The following is a 16,795-nucleotide window of genomic DNA, read 5'->3' as shown; positions in this document are numbered from 1 at the left end:
CGATCGTCTGGGGATCACTCGCGCTTTTTATAAAAATAGAGCAATCCCTCCCTTTGTTCCGGCTCTCGCGTAAATCCCAGTTTCTCCAGCAATTTTTGTGATCGGTGATTCGCCGGATCAACTGTGGCATCCATCATGGTCAGTCCCAAATGGAAAAAGCCGAACGGAACCACCGCTTTCATTGCTTCATGCATGAACCCTTTTCCCCAGTATTGTCTGGATAGATCAAACCCTACTTCTGCTGTAAATCCTTCCCCCGTTTGTCTTAGACAATGAAATCCACAGGTACCGATAAGTTCTTGCGTCTCCTTATCAAACAGCCCCCAACGACAGCCTGCATCCAGTATGTGAAACCTGATGATTTCTTCGGCCTCTTTTACATCCTTGCACGGTTCAATGTCCATAAACCTTGTGACAGCTTCTTGAGAGAAGTGTTTCTATACGGCTTCAGCGTCCTGAAAGGTGAGAATCCGCAGATGTATTCTCCCTGTTTCTAATGCTGGATAATCGAATTTTTGATCCGCCACTTCGCCACTCCTTTTCTTTTTCCCCTTCCACCCCGTAACGCGAATGAATGTCTTCAAGCGATGCGCTCTCCATTCGGCTCGATACAGGAAAGGGATAGCACCCGCCGGGCTATCCCTCTTGTTTATGGAGTTGTTATCGTATTCTTCGGCGGAGAAGCCAGATCGCGCAAGATTGCGACTTCTACCCGCCTGTTTTTCGCTCGGCCTTCCGCCGTCGCGTTGGATGCGACCGGGTGGTATTCGCCCATCCCGGTAGCGCTGAATTTGGTCGGATTGAGTTTCGGGTTTTCCAGCAATACTTTGAGGAAATTAACCGCACGTTTCGCGCTCAAATCCCAGTTGGACGGAAAATCGGCCCGATGGATCGGTACGTTGTCCGTGTGTCCGGTTACGGTGACCTTTTTCGGATGGGGAACGAGCATCGCTGCCATCTCCGTCGCGAGTTTCCGCGCTTCTGGCTTGAGATCGGCCTTTCCGGAGTCGAACAGCGCATTGTCGAGGATCGTAATGAGCAGCCCTTCTTCCGTCATCCTGGTCTGGAGCTTGTCCTGCAGTTTGTTTTTCTGTATGTAGCCTTCCAGCTGCGACTGCAGGTTTTTCAAGTCCTGCGTCTCTTTGCGCACGGCTTCCTCCAGCTTTTTCTCCTCTTCGGTCTTCGGCTCTTCCGCTTCCTGCGCGCCTTTGTGGATCGTCTGCTGGGCCATGACCGGATCGAGCGGCACCGGGCTCGGCTGGTTCAGGACGCCTGTCCCGCCATTTAACGCCACGCTGAATGACTTCACCATCTGATCGAACTTTTTCGCATCCATCTCGCTGGAGGCAAACAGGACGATGAACAGAGCAAGCAGCAAGGTGAGCAGATCAGAGTAGGGCACCAGCCAAGTCTCGTCCATGTGCTCTTCATGCCCGGAATGTCGTTTGGATCGCTTAGCCATTGGCTACTGCAGCTCCTTCCTCCTTCTTCTCTTCTTCCTTCGCCTCGACACGCTCTTTGTACGGAATGTACACGAGCAGCTTTTGTTCGATCGCTGCCGGAGAAACCCCGGCCTGGATGGAAAGAAGACCTTCCACCATGATCTTTTTGATCTCGATTTCCTGCTTGGATTTTCGTTTCAACTTGTTCGCAAAAGGGTGCCACAACACGTATCCCGTAAAAATACCGAGCAAGGTAGCGACGAACGCAGCCGCGATGGATATGCCCAGCACATCTGTGTCGCTCAAGTTGCCAAGCGCAGCGATCAGCCCGACTACGGCGCCCAGTACCCCAAGGGTCGGCGCATAGCTGCCCGCCTGACTGAATACCAGTGCTCCTGCCTGGTGGCGTTCTTCGATAGCGTGGATTTCCTCGTTCAATACATCCCGTACGAAGTCAGGCTCTCCACCGTCGATAATCATCTTCATGCCGTTCCGCAAAAAAGGATCTTCAATCTCGTCGGAGGTGTTTTCAAGAGCGAGCAAACCTTCACGACGGGCGATGGATGCCCAGTTCATAAACTGGCCGATCAGCTCGCGCTTGTTGGGCAGCTTCTGCTCGGTAAACACAACCTTGAAAAGGGCGGGAATCCTTTTGACTTCCGACAACGGAAACGCGTTGAAAATAGAGGCAGTCGTCCCTACGATAATAATCATGAATGCAGCCGGGTTAATCAATGCAGAGGGACTGGCGTGCTTCAAAATCATCCCGACAATTAATGCGACAACACCTAGTGCGATACCTATCAAGGTCGACTTTTCCATCGTGACACTCCCTACTTCCATAATCGAAATCTGTCTACTATATGGTTTCGGTAAATTTCGCCCGGATTGTGAGAGTAAGTTGGGGGAAAAGAGGAACTCTTTTCCGAAAAGCCCGCGATCCTCGCCCGCAAAGAGCAGACTTGGACTGACTGCCTCACGTCTCCGAGCGGAATGTCTTGCCCAATTCCGCGCCGAGTCCGAAATAATGGCGGAAATTGTAGATGAGCGGATTCCAGTCCCGGGGGCTGACGTAGCGATCGCCGATGACGATGCGCTCTTCCGCATGCACATGCCGCACATCTGTCTCCACGATGGCAAATCCCCCCTCCCCTTCCGAGCGAATGATCTGCCTGACGACTGCTTCGAGCTGGAGAGGACATTCGGCGATGCGCTCAGGGCGGACCGATACCGATTTCATTGGCGTGAGGGATGCGGCAGCGAACTTGTCCTTTTCCCAGCGAAACCCGAGCTGCTCTTTGTATGGCGGGACGGGGAAGAGTCCGGTCAGGGAAGCAAGCGCCTCGACCTTGCGCCACATCCCCGCATCCGGCAGGTTGATGACACATTCCGCACGCTCGCACAGATTCGCAAAGCCCTGCGAGCCTACCCCCAGGCCGAGCACGACCGATTGGCCGAGCGCCCAGGAAGAGGAAAGCGGCGTGATATTGGTGGAGCCGTCCGGGTTTTCTGTCGACAGCAATACGACTGGCGCTCCGTAGTACAATATTTTCGGCTGAATCGTGACATGTGCCATAGCGCATTCTCCTTTGCAAACGAGTGGCGTTTTCCCAGCCATTCTACCTTGCCAACATTTCCGTCTGCATCGAAGTATGCCTGTACGCTTTGCAAAAATCCGAAAAGCACATCTCGATTTCCTGATGCTCTTGCAGGATAATAAACATAATTATTTCTATATGCTTACGATCACTATTGGGGGGATACGTATGGAGCACTACGATGTCATCATTGCCGGAGCAGGATCGATGGGCATGGCTGCCGGTTACTATCTGGCGAAGCAGGGCGTGCGCACCCTCATGCTGGATGCCTGGGACCCGCCGCACACGATGGGCAGCCACCACGGCGACACCCGCATCATCCGCCACGCCTACGGGGAAGGCAAGCAGTACGTTCCGCTCGTCTTGCGCGCCCAAGAGCTGTGGCTTGAGTTGCAGAAGGCTGCCGGGACCAAACTGTTCGAGCAGACAGGCGTGCTCAGCGCAGGGCCGACAGACTGCCCCTTCCTGCAGGAGCTGCGGGAGAGCGCCAGGGCGTATTCCCTCCCTCTGGAAGTATTGCAGGCGGCAGAGGTCAACAAGCGCTGGCCCGGCATTCTGCTGCCGGACGATTATTACGCCTGCCTGGAACCTTCCTCTGGTGTCCTTTATGCGGAAGCATGCATCACCTCCTACCGCGAGCAGGCGCTTGCCGCTGGTGCCCGGCTGCTGACCAACACGCCCGTGACCAGCCTCTCTCCGGACGGCGCAGGGGTCATCGTCCATACAGCGAGCGGCACCTATCGCGGGGAGAGGCTGCTGCTTAGCGCCGGTGCGTGGAATCCCGCCCTGCTCGCTTCTCTCGGCCTGAAGCTGCCGCTCGTCCCGACCCGCAAAACCGTCGCCTGGTTCGGAGCAGACGAGGAACTGTACAGCGCAGACCGGTTCCCCGCATTTATTTTCAATCTGGAAGAGTCTATGTACTACGGATTTCCGAGCATCGATCAGGCGGGTGTCAAGATCGGCAGGCACGACGGAGGAATCGAGATCGACCCCGATCAGTTGGAGCGGACATTCGGTGCCTTCCTGTCCGATGAGGGCGATGTCCGCGCCTTTCTGGAGACGTACATGCCGCAGGCAGCAGGGCCGCTGCGCCAAGGCCGCGTGTGCATCTACACGATGACGCCGGACGAGCATTTCATCATCGACCGCCATCCGGACTATCCGCAGATCGTGATCGCCGCGGGATTTTCCGGCCACGGCTTCAAATTTGCCAGCGCGGTCGGAGAAGCCGCCAGCGAACTGCTCACCCGCGGCTCGTCCACGTACGATCTGTCCATGTTCTCTCTCAGGCGTTTTTGCGACTGAACGGAAAACAGCCTCGCTGCCGCAACCATAGGCGCGAGGCTGCTTTTTTGCACAGCGATGGCTTCGGCTGCGCCGTAGCCTGGCAAGCCGTTTTTTCTGCTCATCCCTCCCAGCGCGAAGATCCGGCCCTGGCAAAAATGCGTGCGCTCACGCCTTGCATGCGCCCTGACATTCCGGGCGGATTATCGTTGAACGCCGACAGGTAGGCAAAGCCGGGCCTGGTGGCTTGCCGGACGAGAAAGGCAGATCGCGTCGCTCCCCTGATTCTCTCCCCGTTCAGGAAGTCGATCAGTTCCTCTGCGGTCTTGATTCCGGCACCGTGCCCGTAATACAGCCCTCTCCCCAGATCCACCGCGTTCTCTCCCTGCCACCACGGCTTTGCCGGGTTGTAGTCCGGGTTGGCAAAGTAAAGGATGTCGCCTGGCAAAAACGTGCCCGTAACCGCCGTCTGCAAGTCAAGGTCCTTGTCATAGCGCCAGTCGTAGAGCAAAATATCGGCGAACATCCGTTCAAAATCCGCTTGCCTGATCGACCGCAGCGCAGCGTGGTACATGATAATCACCATCGCGGTGGCACATTCTGTCGCATACAGATGGCCGTTCCGGAAGATGTCGATGATGCCTTGCGAGGGCAGGACGCCGCTGCGCAGCCGGAACCCGCCCAGCTCCGTCCGGTGCCAGTACGCCTCGTTGCAGCGCGAATCCTCAAAAGTAGAAAAAGCGAGCCCGCTTGTGTTGAGCGCCCTGGCCGATCTCACCAAATGATCCCGCATCTTCAATTCAAACTGCAGCATCTCCGGTGTCGGATAGTCAAAGGTCTCCGGGCTGCGCGCCATCTTCTCGACTATCTCGGTCTGCACCGCGTTCAATCTCCAGCTCGACGCCAGCGAAGACGGGTTGACCTGCGTTCCGGCAATCAGAATCATGGGTATCCCCCTTCTCGCACTCCATTACGAATATGTCTATGCACAGGTCCAGCGCGATGTGAGACCGGAAAACCGGGCTGCCTCAAACCTTTCCGGGGAGCTTTTGGCGCAATGCAAAAATCCCGCCTGGTAGCCAGACGGGATCGTTCACTCATATTTCAACCTGCTTGAACGCGGGCTTTTTTTCAGCGATACATGCTTCAGACTCGGGAACAAGGGCGGTTATAATGTATTTTGTCATGTATAACAGTATAATAAATGATTGAAACTTCATGCAGGAGGTAACAATGAAGGCAACCATTACAAGTTTGACACTTGTTTTCAGTCTCGTTTTCCTCTCTGGTTGTTCCCATAATACGTTGAGTGAAAGTGATACAACCTATCGAGATATGCTCTTGTCGGATGCAGAAATAAACTATTTTGTTCAAATTTCCAATGAGTACACCTACATTTCAGTCATTGATGGACTACTTCGCAAATACAATCCAGACGACGTCTCAACTTTCGGTTATCTCGAACAAACTGTAGGTGCCATAAAATTATGGGAACATACCTATCCATACGAACCAGGACGTATGGTCACTTTGAAAAATTTAGACTTGTCCATCCGCGATGAACTGATTAAACAAAAAGATGCAGAAGAACTTAATTTCATCATATCTAAACTTCGTAAAACGATCCAAGAGGTAAGTGAACGGGTTCTCGAACCACTGGCAGAGCAACACGAGCAACGAATTTCTTTTACCGCTAAACAGACTATACAAAAAGTCCAAAACGAATTGTCGGTGCTGCGTTTGAACATGTCAGTATTGGACCAAGCTCAATCAAGCAAGTTCAATCGAGATAGCGATAGCTATACGATACAATTGAATCGTTCATTCAATAAAATCAATCAAAGTTTAGATAAAATAAACTCCATTCTCGCATCAAAGTAAAGATACCCAGATCTGCCTTCGTAGGATTTTACCATTCCAGAGTCGATTATCAAACGCTAAAAAATGACACCGGATTCCTGATCTCGGTGTCATTTTTTGTTACGGCAGAAGGTCTGCACGGCGGCATTTTGCGGTGCCACTCTTCCTGTCAGCCCCTTATACCCCCATCCAAGACAAAATGACCGGCAGGAGCAGAAACGCCCATGCTACTGTCATGACTGCCCCGGCGATAACGGCGAGCGTCGCGCTGCTGCCTTCCAGTTCGCCCTGCTCCATCGCCTTTGCCATGCCGAGCACATGTGCGCCCATGCCGTACATCAGGCCGATGGACACTGGATGGCGCAGCCTCATTCGCCGGATGAGGACCGGTGCCCAGAAGACGCCGGCAAAGCTGGTCAGCATCACGAACAGCGCCGTCAGGCTCGAAATGCCGCCGATGGACTCCGACAGCCCGACCGCGATCGGCAATGTAATGGAGCGCGGAATGACGCTGATCGCCGCTTCTTGCCCCAGACCGAGCAGCATGGTCGTCGAGACTCCGGCGAGGATGGCGATCAGCGAACCGGTGGCGAGGCTGCCTACGATCATCCGCCAGTGCGAGACGAGAATCGGCCAGTTGCGGTAAAGCGGGATGGCAAAGGCGACGGTGACAGCCCCCAGCATCTCGCTCAACAGACCCGTCCCTTCCTGATAAGCGGAATAGGGGGTATCCGTCGCGAGCAGCAGGGCAATCACCCCCAAAGGCGCAACGATCGCAGGGGATAACAGCAAGCTCGGCCATTTGCGATTTAACCGTTTGGCAGCCGCAAAAAAGAGAACGGTCACGAGAAGACTACCCATGTTCCACAGAGTCACGCCGTTTCACCTCACCCAGATTGAACAGCCGTTCAGCAACGGCGCCTGTTGAAATCATCACGAACGCCGACCCGCTCACGACGACGATCAGCACGAGCAACCCTTTGATCCCGAGCAGCCACGGATATTGCATGATGCCTGTAATGGCCGGGACGAAAAACAAAATCATCTGCGAGAACAGCAGCGCAGCGCCCGCCTCAACCCAGCGCAGGCGAATCCAGCCGCGATGCAGGCAGAGGAACAGCAAGCCCATGCCGATCAGACTGCCGGGAACAGGCAGCTGCCATGCCTGGGCAAGCCATTTTCCCACCCACGCAAACACGAGCAGCAGCAGCACCTGCGGCAACGCCAAAAACCATGATTTCATCCTGACCACCCCGAATTCCCTAGTTGGTAGGTTTATTCTAGCTGGTCACGATACTATTCGTACAATACATAAAGATCATAAAATCCATTCCGATTGGTTATAGCCCCAGATGCTCTTTGGCAAAAGCGATAAACGCCCGTGCCGCGTGCGACAAATAACGGTCCTTCCGATAGATGAGGGCGTACTGCCAGTCGATCACCGGATGGGAGATGTCCACCGTGCGCAGCTCGCTGTTGTTCAGGCGGCGCACGATGGAGCGGGGTACGAGCGAGATCCCCAGCTGCGTCGCCACCAGCTCCCCGACGAAATCCCACAGCGAGCTCATGTAGGCCACCTGCGGTTCAAAGCCGGAGCGCAGACATGCCTGCTTGACCACGTCGTGGATGGCATACTCCTCCGTAAACAAAATAAATGCCTCATCCCGCAGCTCTGCCAGATTCACGGACTGGCGGTCGGCGAGCCAGTGCTCCCGGTGGACGATGGCGACCAGGTCTTCTGCCTGCAACGGGACCGCTGCGAACTTATCCGTGTCCGCCGGCAGCACGGTCAGTCCGACGTCGATGCTGCCCTGCTCCACCTGGATTTCCAGCAGCTTGGCGCTGTACTCCTTCATCTCGATTTCGATGCCGGGGTAATGTTTCTTGAACAGCGCGATGACGTTCGGCAAGAGGAACGATCCCACCGTCGGCATCATGCCCATTTTCACCCGTCCGCGCTCCACGTTGCGAATTTCCCCGATTGACGAGGACAGACTGTCCAGCAGCTGGAGCACCTTTTTCGCGTGATCGAAAACCAGCTCTCCCGCATCGGTCAGCTCCATTTTCCGCTCCGCCCGGTCGAGCAATGCGACGCCCAGCTCCTCCTCCAGCGCTTTTATCATTTTGCTGATGGACGGCTGCGAGACGTGCAAGGTTTGTGCTGCACGGGTAAAGCTCTTTTGCTTTGCCACTTCCACAAAATATTGCAGCTGCCTGATTTCCATGAAAAGCCTCCGTCAAATCCCAACCGTTCGTCCGGTCTTTTTTTACAGATTACCACAGCGGCCAGAGGAAGGCGCACTCGTGCAAGCAAAAAGACCGCCCCCAACAGGCAGTCTCTGCGCTTTTCCCGATAAGCGTGCCGGTTACTTCACCGTTACTTGCACGTTGACCAGCTTTCCGTTATACGTAGCGATGACAGTCGTCTTGCCTGCTTTCACCGCCGTGATCTTGCCCGCCTCGACTGTCGCCACCTTTTGGTTCACCGAGGTCCAATCCGCTTCGCTGGTCACTTCTGCTTTGGTCTCGTCGGTGTACGTCACGGTCGCCTTCACGTCCTTCGTCTCGCCCACTTTCAGCGTGACGGATCTTGCATCGGTCTCCAGGCTGGACACGACAGCCGCCTCCACGGGGATGGTGACCGTCTTGCCTGCGTACTTGGCCGTGATCTTCGCTTTTCCAAAGCCCACTCCCGTCACGACACCAGCCGCCACCGTGACGACCTTCTCATCGCTGCTCGACCATTCGGCCAATGCCGTGGCATCGATTCGTTCGCCGTTGGACAGGAAGGCGGACAGCTTCAGCGTCTGGGTTTTCCCCGGATGCACGTACACTTTTTTGGCATCCAGCTGCAGCTTGGCGATGACATCCACTTCCACCGGGATACTCACTGTTTTGCCGCCGCAGGAGACGGTCACCTTTGTTTTCCCCGGGCCGACTGCGGTGACGAGCCCTTTTTCCACTGTGACAACATCCTTGTTTGCCGACAGCCACTTTGCCTCGTCTGTAACGGACGCCGTCGTCTTGTCCGAATACGTGGCGGTAGCCGTGATTTGCTTGGTCGCTTTGCTGGTTAGCGCGATTTTTTTCTGGTCGACGGTCAGCTTCCCGATGACTTCAATCTCGACCGGGACAGTGACGGACTTCCCACCGTAGCTCGCCTTGATCTTCGTCTTGCCTGTCCCTGTCGCCGTCACCAGGCCCGCCTCCACTGTGGCGATCTCGCTGTCTGCCGAGCTCCATTCCGCCAAGGCCGTGACTTCCTCTGTCGTCTTGTCCGTATAGACAGCCGTCAGGACGAGCTGCTGCGTCCCTGCTTTTTTCAGCGCGACCGTTTTCGTGTTCACGCTGATCCTGCTGATTTTCTTTTGTACCCCCTCCGCCGCTTCCGCCTTGGCGTATACAGGCATGGCACCTGTCCCGGCCCACGCAACGCCGACTGCCAAAAAGGCTGCGAGGACTGCTTTTTGCCACCCGCGCACGCACCTGCTGTTTTTCTTCATGTCGTTCTCTCCTTCATATCTTTTCCACTTTTTACTATGTCGGCAATTTGCGATCCGAAATGAAGGGGAGGTTACCGTCCGCAGCCGGCGCTTTCCTGCAAAAAACTCATTGTTTTGGCTCTTCAAATTTCAACGGAATCGTTTCACTTTTCTCGTCTCCTTGATCGTTTATCCACGTAATTTTATAAACAGGATAATCTCCAAAAAATTGTTTTATTTCTTCTTCCGTTACGCCATTTTCAAACTTCTTTCTGGCACTTTCTGTATTTGGAAAGTCTTGAAACAAAATCATATATCCACTATGAAAAACAGGGTTCTCTATTTTTCCTTCTCGTCGGCTGGTATTTGTCATCGCTGCCTCATACTTAATAAGGTTAACATGTTCTTCAGACAGATGACTGATTTTACCTACAAAGCGTGCACCATTATCAGGATCTGGAGTAATTTCTGTAACTACATCCCAGTTTTCGGATTTCCCCCCGAAGCGATACGACCATTCGTTTGAGGAACACGCTACGACAAGAAGAAACAGGACAAACACAATAAAAACGTTCACTCTCTTGAATACAATGGTTTTCCTTCCTTTCCTTTCATTTCCTGATGAATATGGTAAAAAATGTATACATAAAGACAAAATGATATGCCTTGATAAATGGTGCCGCTGAGGGTTCTGGCCGATCACTTCCGGAGATTGCGCACGAGCATCCAGCACCGTTTGCAAACCTGGCTGCGCCAAGACTTTCTTGCACTTGCGCCGGATCAGCACATAGACATTCTTATCTGCATGATGAAAAAACCACCCGCTTGGATCGGGTGGCGATATGGCTTTCAGCGCTGCTTGACAGGATTCAGCTCGTATGGCGTCTCCTGGTAGACGTAGTAGTTCAGCCAGTTAGAGAACAGCAGGTTCGCATGCGCGCGCCACCTGACGATCGGTTCGCGGCTCGGGTCGTCCTTCGGATAGTAATTGCGCGGCACGGCAATGTCCAGCCCTTTGTTGATGTCGCGGAGGTACTCGTCCTGCAGGGTCGTCGGATCGTACTCCGAGTGGCCCGTGACGAAAATTTGCCGCCCGTCCTTGGTCGCCACGATGTAAATGCCGGCTTCTTCCGACTCCGACCAGATTTCCAGCTCCGGCACTTTCTCGATGTCCTCCCGGCGGTTTTCCGTATGGCGGGAGTGCGGGATGTAGAAGTAGTTGTCGAAGCCGCGCAGCAGCTTCACGTTCTCCTTGTTGAGCGTATGCGGGAATATTCCGAACATCTTCGCCGGCAGCGGATGCTTCGGCACGCCGAAGTGGTGGTAGAGCCCTGCTTGCGCTCCCCAGCAAATATGGAGCGTGGATGTGACATTTTCCATCTTCCAGTCGAGGATTTCCTGCAGTTCCTTCCAGTATGTGACCTCTTCAAATTCGAGCTGTTCGACCGGAGCGCCCGTGATGATCATGCCGTCGAAGCGTTCGTCCCTGATTTCCGCAAACGTTTTATAGAACATCGACAAATGCTCTTCCGAAGTGTTTTTGGAAGTGTGGCTGGACATGTGCAGGAGCACGATTTCCACCTGCAGCGGAGTATTCCCAAGGAGGCGCAGCAGCTGGGTCTCCGTCGTTTGCTTGACAGGCATCAGGTTCAGAATAACGATCCGCAGCGGCCGGATGTCCTGGGTAAACGCCCTGCTCTCTTTCATCACAAAAATATTTTCTCGCTCCAGTATTTCGGTAGCTGGCAACTCGTCCGGCAATTTGATTGGCATTGTAAAATCCCCCTTCCCGACTTGCTTCGAGCAAGCAGACAAACATTAATCCGACTAATTCGACAGTATTTCATACTTACCTGCTAGGATAATGGCTGGAGTCAAAAAAAGCAACGCCCATCCACTGGTTGCTGCCTCGTGGGGGCGTTGCCGATACGGCTATTTTTTCATATGCTCCCTGATCAGACGGTTTTTCGTTTCCCAGACTTCGTCGCTCATGTACAGGCGGTAGTGCTCCGGGTTGAGCATCCGCAAATACTCCGGCCAGAACAGCTCCAGCTGCTTCCGATGGTAGGCGCGGATTTCTTCGAGCGAAGGCAGGTCGTAGACGAGCTTGCCGTCGACAAAAACCGGGACGAGCAGCGGCTCTGCGCGGTATTTTACCAGCTGCTTGTTCAGGTACGGCAGGCTGGGAATAAAGAGGTGCAGCGGTGCTCCCGCCTTTGCCTGCTCCTCGCGAGGGAAGCAGAGGTAGTCCGCGATCGCCTTGTTCGTCTCGGGATCGATCAGCCGGTACATGTCCTTGATCCCCGGATTGGTCACCTTCTCCGGATTGCCCGATATTTTGATGGTCGGCATGTACTTCCCGTCTGCCCCCTCCCGCGCCACCAGCTTGTAGACGCCGCCCAGCGTCGGCTGGTCCGCCGCGGTAATCAGCTGCGTTCCGACGCCCCAGCTGTCCACTCGCGCTCCCTGCACTTTGAGGCTCAGGATGGTGTGCTCGTCGAGGTCGTTGGACGCGACGATCTTGACGTACGTCAGCCCGGCCTTGTCCAGCATCTCCCTCGTCTTGATCGACAAGTACGCGAGGTCGCCGCTGTCCAGACGAACGGCAGACAGCCGCTTGCCCTCCGCCTCCAGCCGCTTGCCGAGCGCAATCGCATGGGGCACGCCGCTGTTCAAGGTATCGTACGTGTCCACGAGCAGCGTCACCTGGTCGGGGAGCGCGTGCGCGAATCGCTCGAACGCCTCCTCCTCGCTGTCGAAGCTCTGCACCCAGGAGTGGGCGTGCGTCCCTTTCGTCGGGATGTTGAACATTTTCCCCGCCAGCATGTTGGAGGTCGCATCGAAGCCCGCCAGATAGGCCGCCCGCGTGCCCCACAGCGCCGCGTCTGCCTCCTGGGCACGCCGCGTGCCGAATTCCATGAGAATGTCGGAGCCTGCCACGTTTTTGATACGGGACGCCTTGGTCGCGATCAGCGTCTGGTAGTTCATGTAGTTCAACAGCGCGGTCTCGACCAACTGAGCTTCCATCATGCGGCCTTCGACGCGGATAAGCGGTTCGTTCGGAAAGACGAGCGTGCCTTCCTTTACCGAATACAGCGTGCCGGTAAAGCGCAGGTTGCGCAGCTCTTCCAGAAAGGCAGGGTCGTAGTTTTCCTCCTGCTCGCGCAAATAGTCCAGATCGCTCTCTTCAAAGCGCAGGTTGGTAATGTAAGCGACGATCCGCTCCAGGCCCGCCGCAACAGCGTATCCGTTGCCAAAGGGAAGCTTGCGGAAAAAGGCTTCAAAGACCGCCTTGCGATTGTGCGTCCCGTTGACCCAATGGGCGTACATCATATTGATTTGATATTTATCCGTGTGTAACACCACACCTGAAGATTGCATGGTACGTAAGCCTCCTGTATCTGCCTTTCCCCCATCATACCAGAGTTGCCATTTGCTGTCCCTGCGGTCAGTGGTAACAGGTGGGAATTTGTTATAGTATGTAGGAAGTACACATGTGGGGAGAGGTTAAACGTGGCGGAGAGAAGCATCGTATACGTCAGCAAAGGCTTGCCCAAAAACAGGCTGTACAATGGGCAAGAATATCGCTCAGCCATCTGGAAAGAGCAGACAGATGAGCTGCACGTCCGCATGCAGCAGATCGACGGGGACGAGGTGGCCGCCCCCGAATACCACGGCGGTCCCGACCGCGTCGTCTGTCTCTACCCTTTTGAACATTATGCCCATTGGGAGCAGGAATTTGGCCAACCGCTGGAAAAATCGGCCTTCGGGGAAAACGTGACGGCTATCGGCATGCGCGAAGACGCGGTCTGCATCGGCGACATCTATCAATTCGGGGATGCGATCCTGCAAGTCTCGCAAGGCCGCTATCCTTGTGCCAAAATCAATAAACGCAATCAAAACAACCAGCTGCTGAAAAAAATCATCGCCACCGGGTACACCGGCTACTTTTTCCGCGTTCTGCAGGAGGGCACGATCCGTCCGGACTCTCCCATCGTCCAGTTGTCCGCCCATCCCGCGCAGGTGAGCGTCGCCTCGGTACACCATCTGTACTTTCATGAGACATCTCCGGACCCGGACGTGCTGCGGCGGATGCTCGAGGTGGAGGAGCTGGCATTGAAATGGCGCAAATTACTGCTCGAAAAACAGCAGAAATGATGAAAGGAACGTTCCATGCGAATCAACAAGTACATCAGTGAAACCGGCTTTTGCTCGCGCCGGGAAGCGGACAAGCTGATCGAGGCCAAACGGGTGACGATCAACGGAAAGCTGGCAGAGCTGGGCAGCACGGCCGAACAGGGCGACGATGTGCGCATCGACGGACAACCTGTCGGGCCGAAGAAAAAGTCCGTCTACATCGCCTTAAACAAGCCGGTCGGCATCACGTGCACGACGGAGCGGCACGTCAAAGGGAATATTATCGACTTCGTCGGCCACCCGGAGCGCATTTTCCCGATCGGCCGCCTGGACAAGGACTCCCAGGGGCTGATTCTGCTGACCAACGACGGCGACATCGTCAACAAAATCTTGCGGGCGGAAAACAACCACGAAAAAGAGTACATCGTCACGGTCGACAAGCCGATCACCCCGCAATTCGTCCAGGGCATGTCCGGCGGCGTCCGCATCCTTGGCACCGTCACCAAGCCGTGCAAGGTCACGAAAATCGATGACCGCGTGTTCAAGATCATCCTCACGCAAGGGCTCAACCGGCAGATCAGGCGGATGTGCCAGGTGTTCGGCTATCAGGTGCGCCAGCTGAAGCGCGTGCGGATCATGAACATCCAGCTGGGCAGCCTCAAGGTCGGGCAGTGGCGGGACCTGACCCGGGAAGAGCTGGCGGAGTTGAACAAGAGTCTGTAGACGAAACAGAATTGTTGTGCCGACTTTTAGCGGCTGAATCGGAAACAGGTATGGCTCAAGTCAACGGCAGACTGATCGAATGAAAAAGGCAGCGGCAGCCATGAGCTGAAAAAGTCTCTGGCTGCCGCTGCCTCTATTCAACTGCCGATCCGTTTCTGTAAAAATAGACTTGCCCTGCGGTTTCCGAAACAACCTGGTTTTTCAAGTAAATGCCCGAATCGTCATCCAATCCGTAACCAACGGAGACATTGGTTAGAGCCAGCGCCTTTCGCAAGTTGTTTTCTTCTTTCCACTTGGAAAAGTGGACACTTACCACACAATGATCGATCAACCCTAGACCTCGCAAGAAAAGATGCTCGTTTTTCCGGTTGTCGATGGGCGGTATGACGCAAATATCCGGACATATCAAGGCTCCTGCTGAAAATCCCGCGACAGCTCCGGACAAACCATTGCGTTCATCCGGGATCTTTATCCTAGAGAAGATATTCCGACTCTTAGACTTCCGACAGATAGCTCCAGCGATGTTTCCCCTTGAGGATTATGTTCATTAAAAAACCAGCCCCCGCTCGCACAAGCGTGGACTGGCCCGCCTTCTCCCTGTCGAAAAACAATCACGCTTTCCCGGGAAATCGACAGCGCGGATACGCCCGCTTCTGTCTAATAATGTTTGCCGTTTGCGTAGTAGCTTTCCTTTTGGAAGGCGATAAAGACCATTTCCACCTCGGGGATGCCGAGCGACTGGACGTGCCTGGTGACGATCCGGGCAAACTGGTCGCGGGTCTTTTGGCCGCGCTCGAACCAGCCTACCTGGATGAACGGATACGACTCTACCACTTTTCCGCCAAAGACGCCTGTCGTGTGCAGACACTCAATCGTGAAATTGTCCGTTCCGCAGCCGCAAAGAGCGGCCAGTTCTTCGAGCAGCGGCTCGCTGATCGTCGCCATTTGTTCTGCCTGAATACCTCGTACGAGTAATTGTGGCATAATTGCTTTTCTCCTTTTTGCGTTTGGTAGAAACATGCATGCTCTCATCATACATGGCTCGCTGGCTCATGAGTAGTCTCTTTCCTGCCCCCGTCGTTTCCTCGTTCTCGTCTTTTTTCCGGCAGACCTGTATCCCGTTCGGCTGGTGAAACGTACTTCCCTTTGTGTCCGTACCGTCAGCAAGGAAAAGGCTTACTATTTCCCGTCTTTTGTATTACATTGAATAGGGACAACTTCTATTAAACACGTACGCCCGAACTAACGTGGCGTTTTTGGAAAGGTGAGTAACCAATGGATCTTTGGCAAATCTTCGTGGCGTTTGTGTTGGGACTTGTAGAAGGACTCACGGAATTCGCGCCCGTCTCATCCACCGGGCATATGATTATCGTGGACGATACGCTGCTGCATTCAAAAGCACTGTTTTCTCCCGAGGTCGCCAATACGTTCAAGGTCGTCATCCAGCTCGGTTCGATTCTGGCTGCTGTCATCGTCTTTCGAGACCGTTTCCTGAGCATGTTCGGCCTGAAAAAAATTTCGCCGGACGGCAACGGACCCGGGCACAAGCTCCGTCTGTCGCAGGTGATCGTCGGGCTCTTGCCGGCCGGCGTGCTGGGCGTTCTGTTCAACGATTACATCGACGAGTATTTGTTTTCCATCAACACCGTCCTGATCGGCCTCGTGGCAGGAGCGCTCCTGATGATCGCCGCCGACTGGTTCCGTCCCGCCAGGCCGAAAGCCGCGAGCGTGGACCAGATTACGTACAAGCAGGCGCTGCTGATCGGGCTGTTCCAGTGCATTTCCCTGTGGCCCGGCTTTTCCCGTTCCGGCTCGACCATTTCCGGCGGTGTCCTGCTCGGACTGAGCCACCGCGCCGCCTCTGACTTTACCTTTATTATGGCCGTGCCGATCATGGCGGGGGCGAGCTTCCTGTCCTTGCTGAAGCACTGGCAGTACATCACCGCTGACACGCTGCCGTTTTTCATCGTCGGCTTCATCAGCGCGTTCGTCTTCGCCCTGCTGGCGATTCGCTTCTTCCTGAAGCTGATCAACAAGATCAAGCTGGTGCCGTTCGCCCTGTACCGCATTGTCCTCGCGGTAATCCTCTACCTGCTCGTCATGTAGGGAAGCGGCGTTGCTGCCCTGCCAAAACAAGAGCTGCCTGCCCTGGATGAACTGTCCCCTTGTTCGCCGTATGGAACAAAGAGGAACCGTTTCATAAAGGAAGGCAGCTCTTTTCATTTCAGACAAAAGATATGCAGGAGCGCGGCAGAGCAGCCGGGCCTTC

17 protein-coding genes and 1 pseudogene are annotated in these 16,795 nt (G+C 54.7%); 5 read left to right on the top strand and 13 right to left on the bottom strand.

The window, feature by feature from the left end:
• Window positions 1-14 precede the first annotated feature (14 nt).
• From ACFSO0_RS03765 to ACFSO0_RS03750, 4 genes and pseudogenes are all read right to left on the bottom strand, one after another.
• Window positions 15-419 (bottom strand): annotated as a pseudogene (locus ACFSO0_RS03765) (GNAT family N-acetyltransferase); the annotation flags it as partial.
• Window positions 420-649: 230 nt separating this feature from the next.
• The gene (motB, locus tag ACFSO0_RS03760) at window positions 650-1,462 is read right to left on the bottom strand and encodes a flagellar motor protein MotB (RefSeq protein ID WP_376876530.1); all 813 of its coding nucleotides are present in this window, start codon (window positions 1,460-1,462) and stop codon (window positions 650-652) included.
• On the bottom strand, window positions 1,455-2,264 hold the full coding sequence (motA, locus tag ACFSO0_RS03755; RefSeq protein WP_376876527.1) for a flagellar motor stator protein MotA: 810 nt from the start codon (window positions 2,262-2,264) through the stop codon (window positions 1,455-1,457). The genes motB and motA overlap by 8 nt, the downstream gene beginning before the upstream one ends.
• A gap of 154 nt (window positions 2,265-2,418) precedes the next feature.
• Window positions 2,419-3,018, bottom strand: coding sequence for a flavin reductase family protein (locus ACFSO0_RS03750; RefSeq protein WP_376876524.1), 600 nt, complete (start codon window positions 3,016-3,018; stop codon window positions 2,419-2,421).
• A gap of 190 nt (window positions 3,019-3,208) precedes the next feature.
• Between ACFSO0_RS03750 and solA the strand changes: the two genes are divergently transcribed.
• The gene (solA, locus tag ACFSO0_RS03745; protein WP_376876521.1) at window positions 3,209-4,345 is read left to right on the top strand and encodes an N-methyl-L-tryptophan oxidase; all 1,137 of its coding nucleotides are present in this window, start codon (window positions 3,209-3,211) and stop codon (window positions 4,343-4,345) included.
• A 100-nt stretch (window positions 4,346-4,445) separates the two neighbouring features.
• Here solA and ACFSO0_RS03740 read toward each other — a convergent pair whose 3' ends face one another.
• A complete protein-coding gene (locus ACFSO0_RS03740) occupies window positions 4,446-5,270 on the bottom strand; it encodes a protein-glutamine gamma-glutamyltransferase (RefSeq protein ID WP_376876518.1) in 825 nt (274 codons plus the stop codon).
• Window positions 5,271-5,557: 287 nt separating this feature from the next.
• Here ACFSO0_RS03740 and ACFSO0_RS03735 point away from each other — a divergent pair, with 287 nt between their 5' ends.
• Entirely contained in the window at window positions 5,558-6,205 is a 648-nt protein-coding gene (locus ACFSO0_RS03735) for a hypothetical protein (protein WP_376876515.1), read from the top strand.
• 156 nt (window positions 6,206-6,361) lie between these two features.
• Here the strand turns inward: ACFSO0_RS03735 and ACFSO0_RS03730 are convergent, their stop codons facing one another.
• The 7 genes from ACFSO0_RS03730 to ACFSO0_RS03700 form a co-directional block, all read right to left on the bottom strand.
• A complete protein-coding gene (locus tag ACFSO0_RS03730) occupies window positions 6,362-7,060 on the bottom strand; it encodes an LrgB family protein (RefSeq protein WP_376876512.1) in 699 nt (232 codons plus the stop codon).
• Window positions 7,038-7,427: a CidA/LrgA family protein gene (locus ACFSO0_RS03725; RefSeq protein ID WP_376876509.1), complete on the bottom strand. Its 390-nt coding sequence runs from the start codon at window positions 7,425-7,427 to the stop codon at window positions 7,038-7,040. The genes ACFSO0_RS03730 and ACFSO0_RS03725 overlap by 23 nt, the downstream gene beginning before the upstream one ends.
• A 97-nt stretch (window positions 7,428-7,524) precedes the next feature.
• On the bottom strand, window positions 7,525-8,409 hold the full coding sequence (locus ACFSO0_RS03720; protein ID WP_376876506.1) for a LysR family transcriptional regulator: 885 nt from the start codon (window positions 8,407-8,409) through the stop codon (window positions 7,525-7,527).
• 141 nt (window positions 8,410-8,550) lie between these two features.
• Window positions 8,551-9,687 carry an Ig-like domain-containing protein gene (locus tag ACFSO0_RS03715; protein ID WP_376876503.1) on the bottom strand — a complete coding sequence of 379 codons (1,137 nt, stop codon included), beginning with the start codon at window positions 9,685-9,687 and terminating at the stop codon, window positions 8,551-8,553.
• Between the two features lie 106 nt (window positions 9,688-9,793).
• Window positions 9,794-10,423, bottom strand: a complete 630-nt coding sequence (locus tag ACFSO0_RS03710; RefSeq protein ID WP_376876500.1) for a hypothetical protein — start codon at window positions 10,421-10,423, stop codon at window positions 9,794-9,796.
• A gap of 92 nt (window positions 10,424-10,515) precedes the next feature.
• A complete protein-coding gene (gene metA / locus ACFSO0_RS03705; protein WP_376876497.1) occupies window positions 10,516-11,439 on the bottom strand; it encodes a homoserine O-acetyltransferase MetA in 924 nt (307 codons plus the stop codon).
• 159 nt (window positions 11,440-11,598) lie between these two features.
• Entirely contained in the window at window positions 11,599-13,047 is a 1,449-nt protein-coding gene (locus ACFSO0_RS03700) for a nicotinate phosphoribosyltransferase (RefSeq protein WP_376876494.1), read from the bottom strand.
• A 132-nt stretch (window positions 13,048-13,179) separates the two neighbouring features.
• Between ACFSO0_RS03700 and ACFSO0_RS03695 the strand changes: the two genes are divergently transcribed.
• Both ACFSO0_RS03695 and rluF read left to right on the top strand, forming a co-directional pair.
• A complete protein-coding gene (locus tag ACFSO0_RS03695; RefSeq protein WP_376876491.1) occupies window positions 13,180-13,824 on the top strand; it encodes an MOSC domain-containing protein in 645 nt (214 codons plus the stop codon).
• Window positions 13,825-13,839: 15 nt separating this feature from the next.
• Window positions 13,840-14,526, top strand: a complete 687-nt coding sequence (gene rluF, locus ACFSO0_RS03690) for a 23S rRNA pseudouridine(2604) synthase RluF (RefSeq protein ID WP_376876488.1) — start codon at window positions 13,840-13,842, stop codon at window positions 14,524-14,526.
• Window positions 14,527-15,183: 657 nt separating this feature from the next.
• On the opposite strand, the gene ACFSO0_RS03685 is transcribed toward rluF, so the two are convergent.
• The gene (locus tag ACFSO0_RS03685) at window positions 15,184-15,510 is read right to left on the bottom strand and encodes a DUF1904 family protein (RefSeq protein ID WP_376876486.1); all 327 of its coding nucleotides are present in this window, start codon (window positions 15,508-15,510) and stop codon (window positions 15,184-15,186) included.
• Window positions 15,511-15,801: 291 nt separating this feature from the next.
• Here ACFSO0_RS03685 and ACFSO0_RS03680 point away from each other — a divergent pair, with 291 nt between their 5' ends.
• Window positions 15,802-16,632 carry an undecaprenyl-diphosphate phosphatase gene (locus ACFSO0_RS03680; protein ID WP_376876484.1) on the top strand — a complete coding sequence of 277 codons (831 nt, stop codon included), beginning with the start codon at window positions 15,802-15,804 and terminating at the stop codon, window positions 16,630-16,632.
• Window positions 16,633-16,795 lie beyond the last annotated feature (163 nt).

This window comes from Brevibacillus sp. GCM10020057 (assembly GCF_042683565.1).
Classification (GTDB): domain Bacteria; phylum Bacillota; class Bacilli; order Brevibacillales; family Brevibacillaceae; genus Brevibacillus.
Note: the sequence above shows the minus strand (reverse complement) of the source record. Positions and strands in the feature narration are given on the sequence as shown.

Coding starts and splice junctions, on each gene's coding strand:
- motB (WP_376876530.1), bottom strand. CDS start 1,462: ATGGCTAAGCGATCCAAACGACATTCCGGGCATGAAGAGCACATGGAC.
- motA (WP_376876527.1), bottom strand. CDS start 2,264: ATGGAAAAGTCGACCTTGATAGGTATCGCACTAGGTGTTGTCGCATTA.
- ACFSO0_RS03750 (WP_376876524.1), bottom strand. CDS start 3,018: ATGGCACATGTCACGATTCAGCCGAAAATATTGTACTACGGAGCGCCA.
- solA (WP_376876521.1), top strand. CDS start 3,209: ATGGAGCACTACGATGTCATCATTGCCGGAGCAGGATCGATGGGCATG.
- ACFSO0_RS03740 (WP_376876518.1), bottom strand. CDS start 5,270: ATGATTCTGATTGCCGGAACGCAGGTCAACCCGTCTTCGCTGGCGTCG.
- ACFSO0_RS03735 (WP_376876515.1), top strand. CDS start 5,558: ATGAAGGCAACCATTACAAGTTTGACACTTGTTTTCAGTCTCGTTTTC.
- ACFSO0_RS03725 (WP_376876509.1), bottom strand. CDS start 7,427: ATGAAATCATGGTTTTTGGCGTTGCCGCAGGTGCTGCTGCTGCTCGTG.
- ACFSO0_RS03720 (WP_376876506.1), bottom strand. CDS start 8,409: ATGGAAATCAGGCAGCTGCAATATTTTGTGGAAGTGGCAAAGCAAAAG.
- ACFSO0_RS03715 (WP_376876503.1), bottom strand. CDS start 9,687: ATGAAGAAAAACAGCAGGTGCGTGCGCGGGTGGCAAAAAGCAGTCCTC.
- metA (WP_376876497.1), bottom strand. CDS start 11,439: ATGCCAATCAAATTGCCGGACGAGTTGCCAGCTACCGAAATACTGGAG.
- ACFSO0_RS03700 (WP_376876494.1), bottom strand. CDS start 13,047: ATGCAATCTTCAGGTGTGGTGTTACACACGGATAAATATCAAATCAAT.
- rluF (WP_376876488.1), top strand. CDS start 13,840: ATGCGAATCAACAAGTACATCAGTGAAACCGGCTTTTGCTCGCGCCGG.
- ACFSO0_RS03685 (WP_376876486.1), bottom strand. CDS start 15,510: ATGCCACAATTACTCGTACGAGGTATTCAGGCAGAACAAATGGCGACG.
- ACFSO0_RS03680 (WP_376876484.1), top strand. CDS start 15,802: ATGGATCTTTGGCAAATCTTCGTGGCGTTTGTGTTGGGACTTGTAGAA.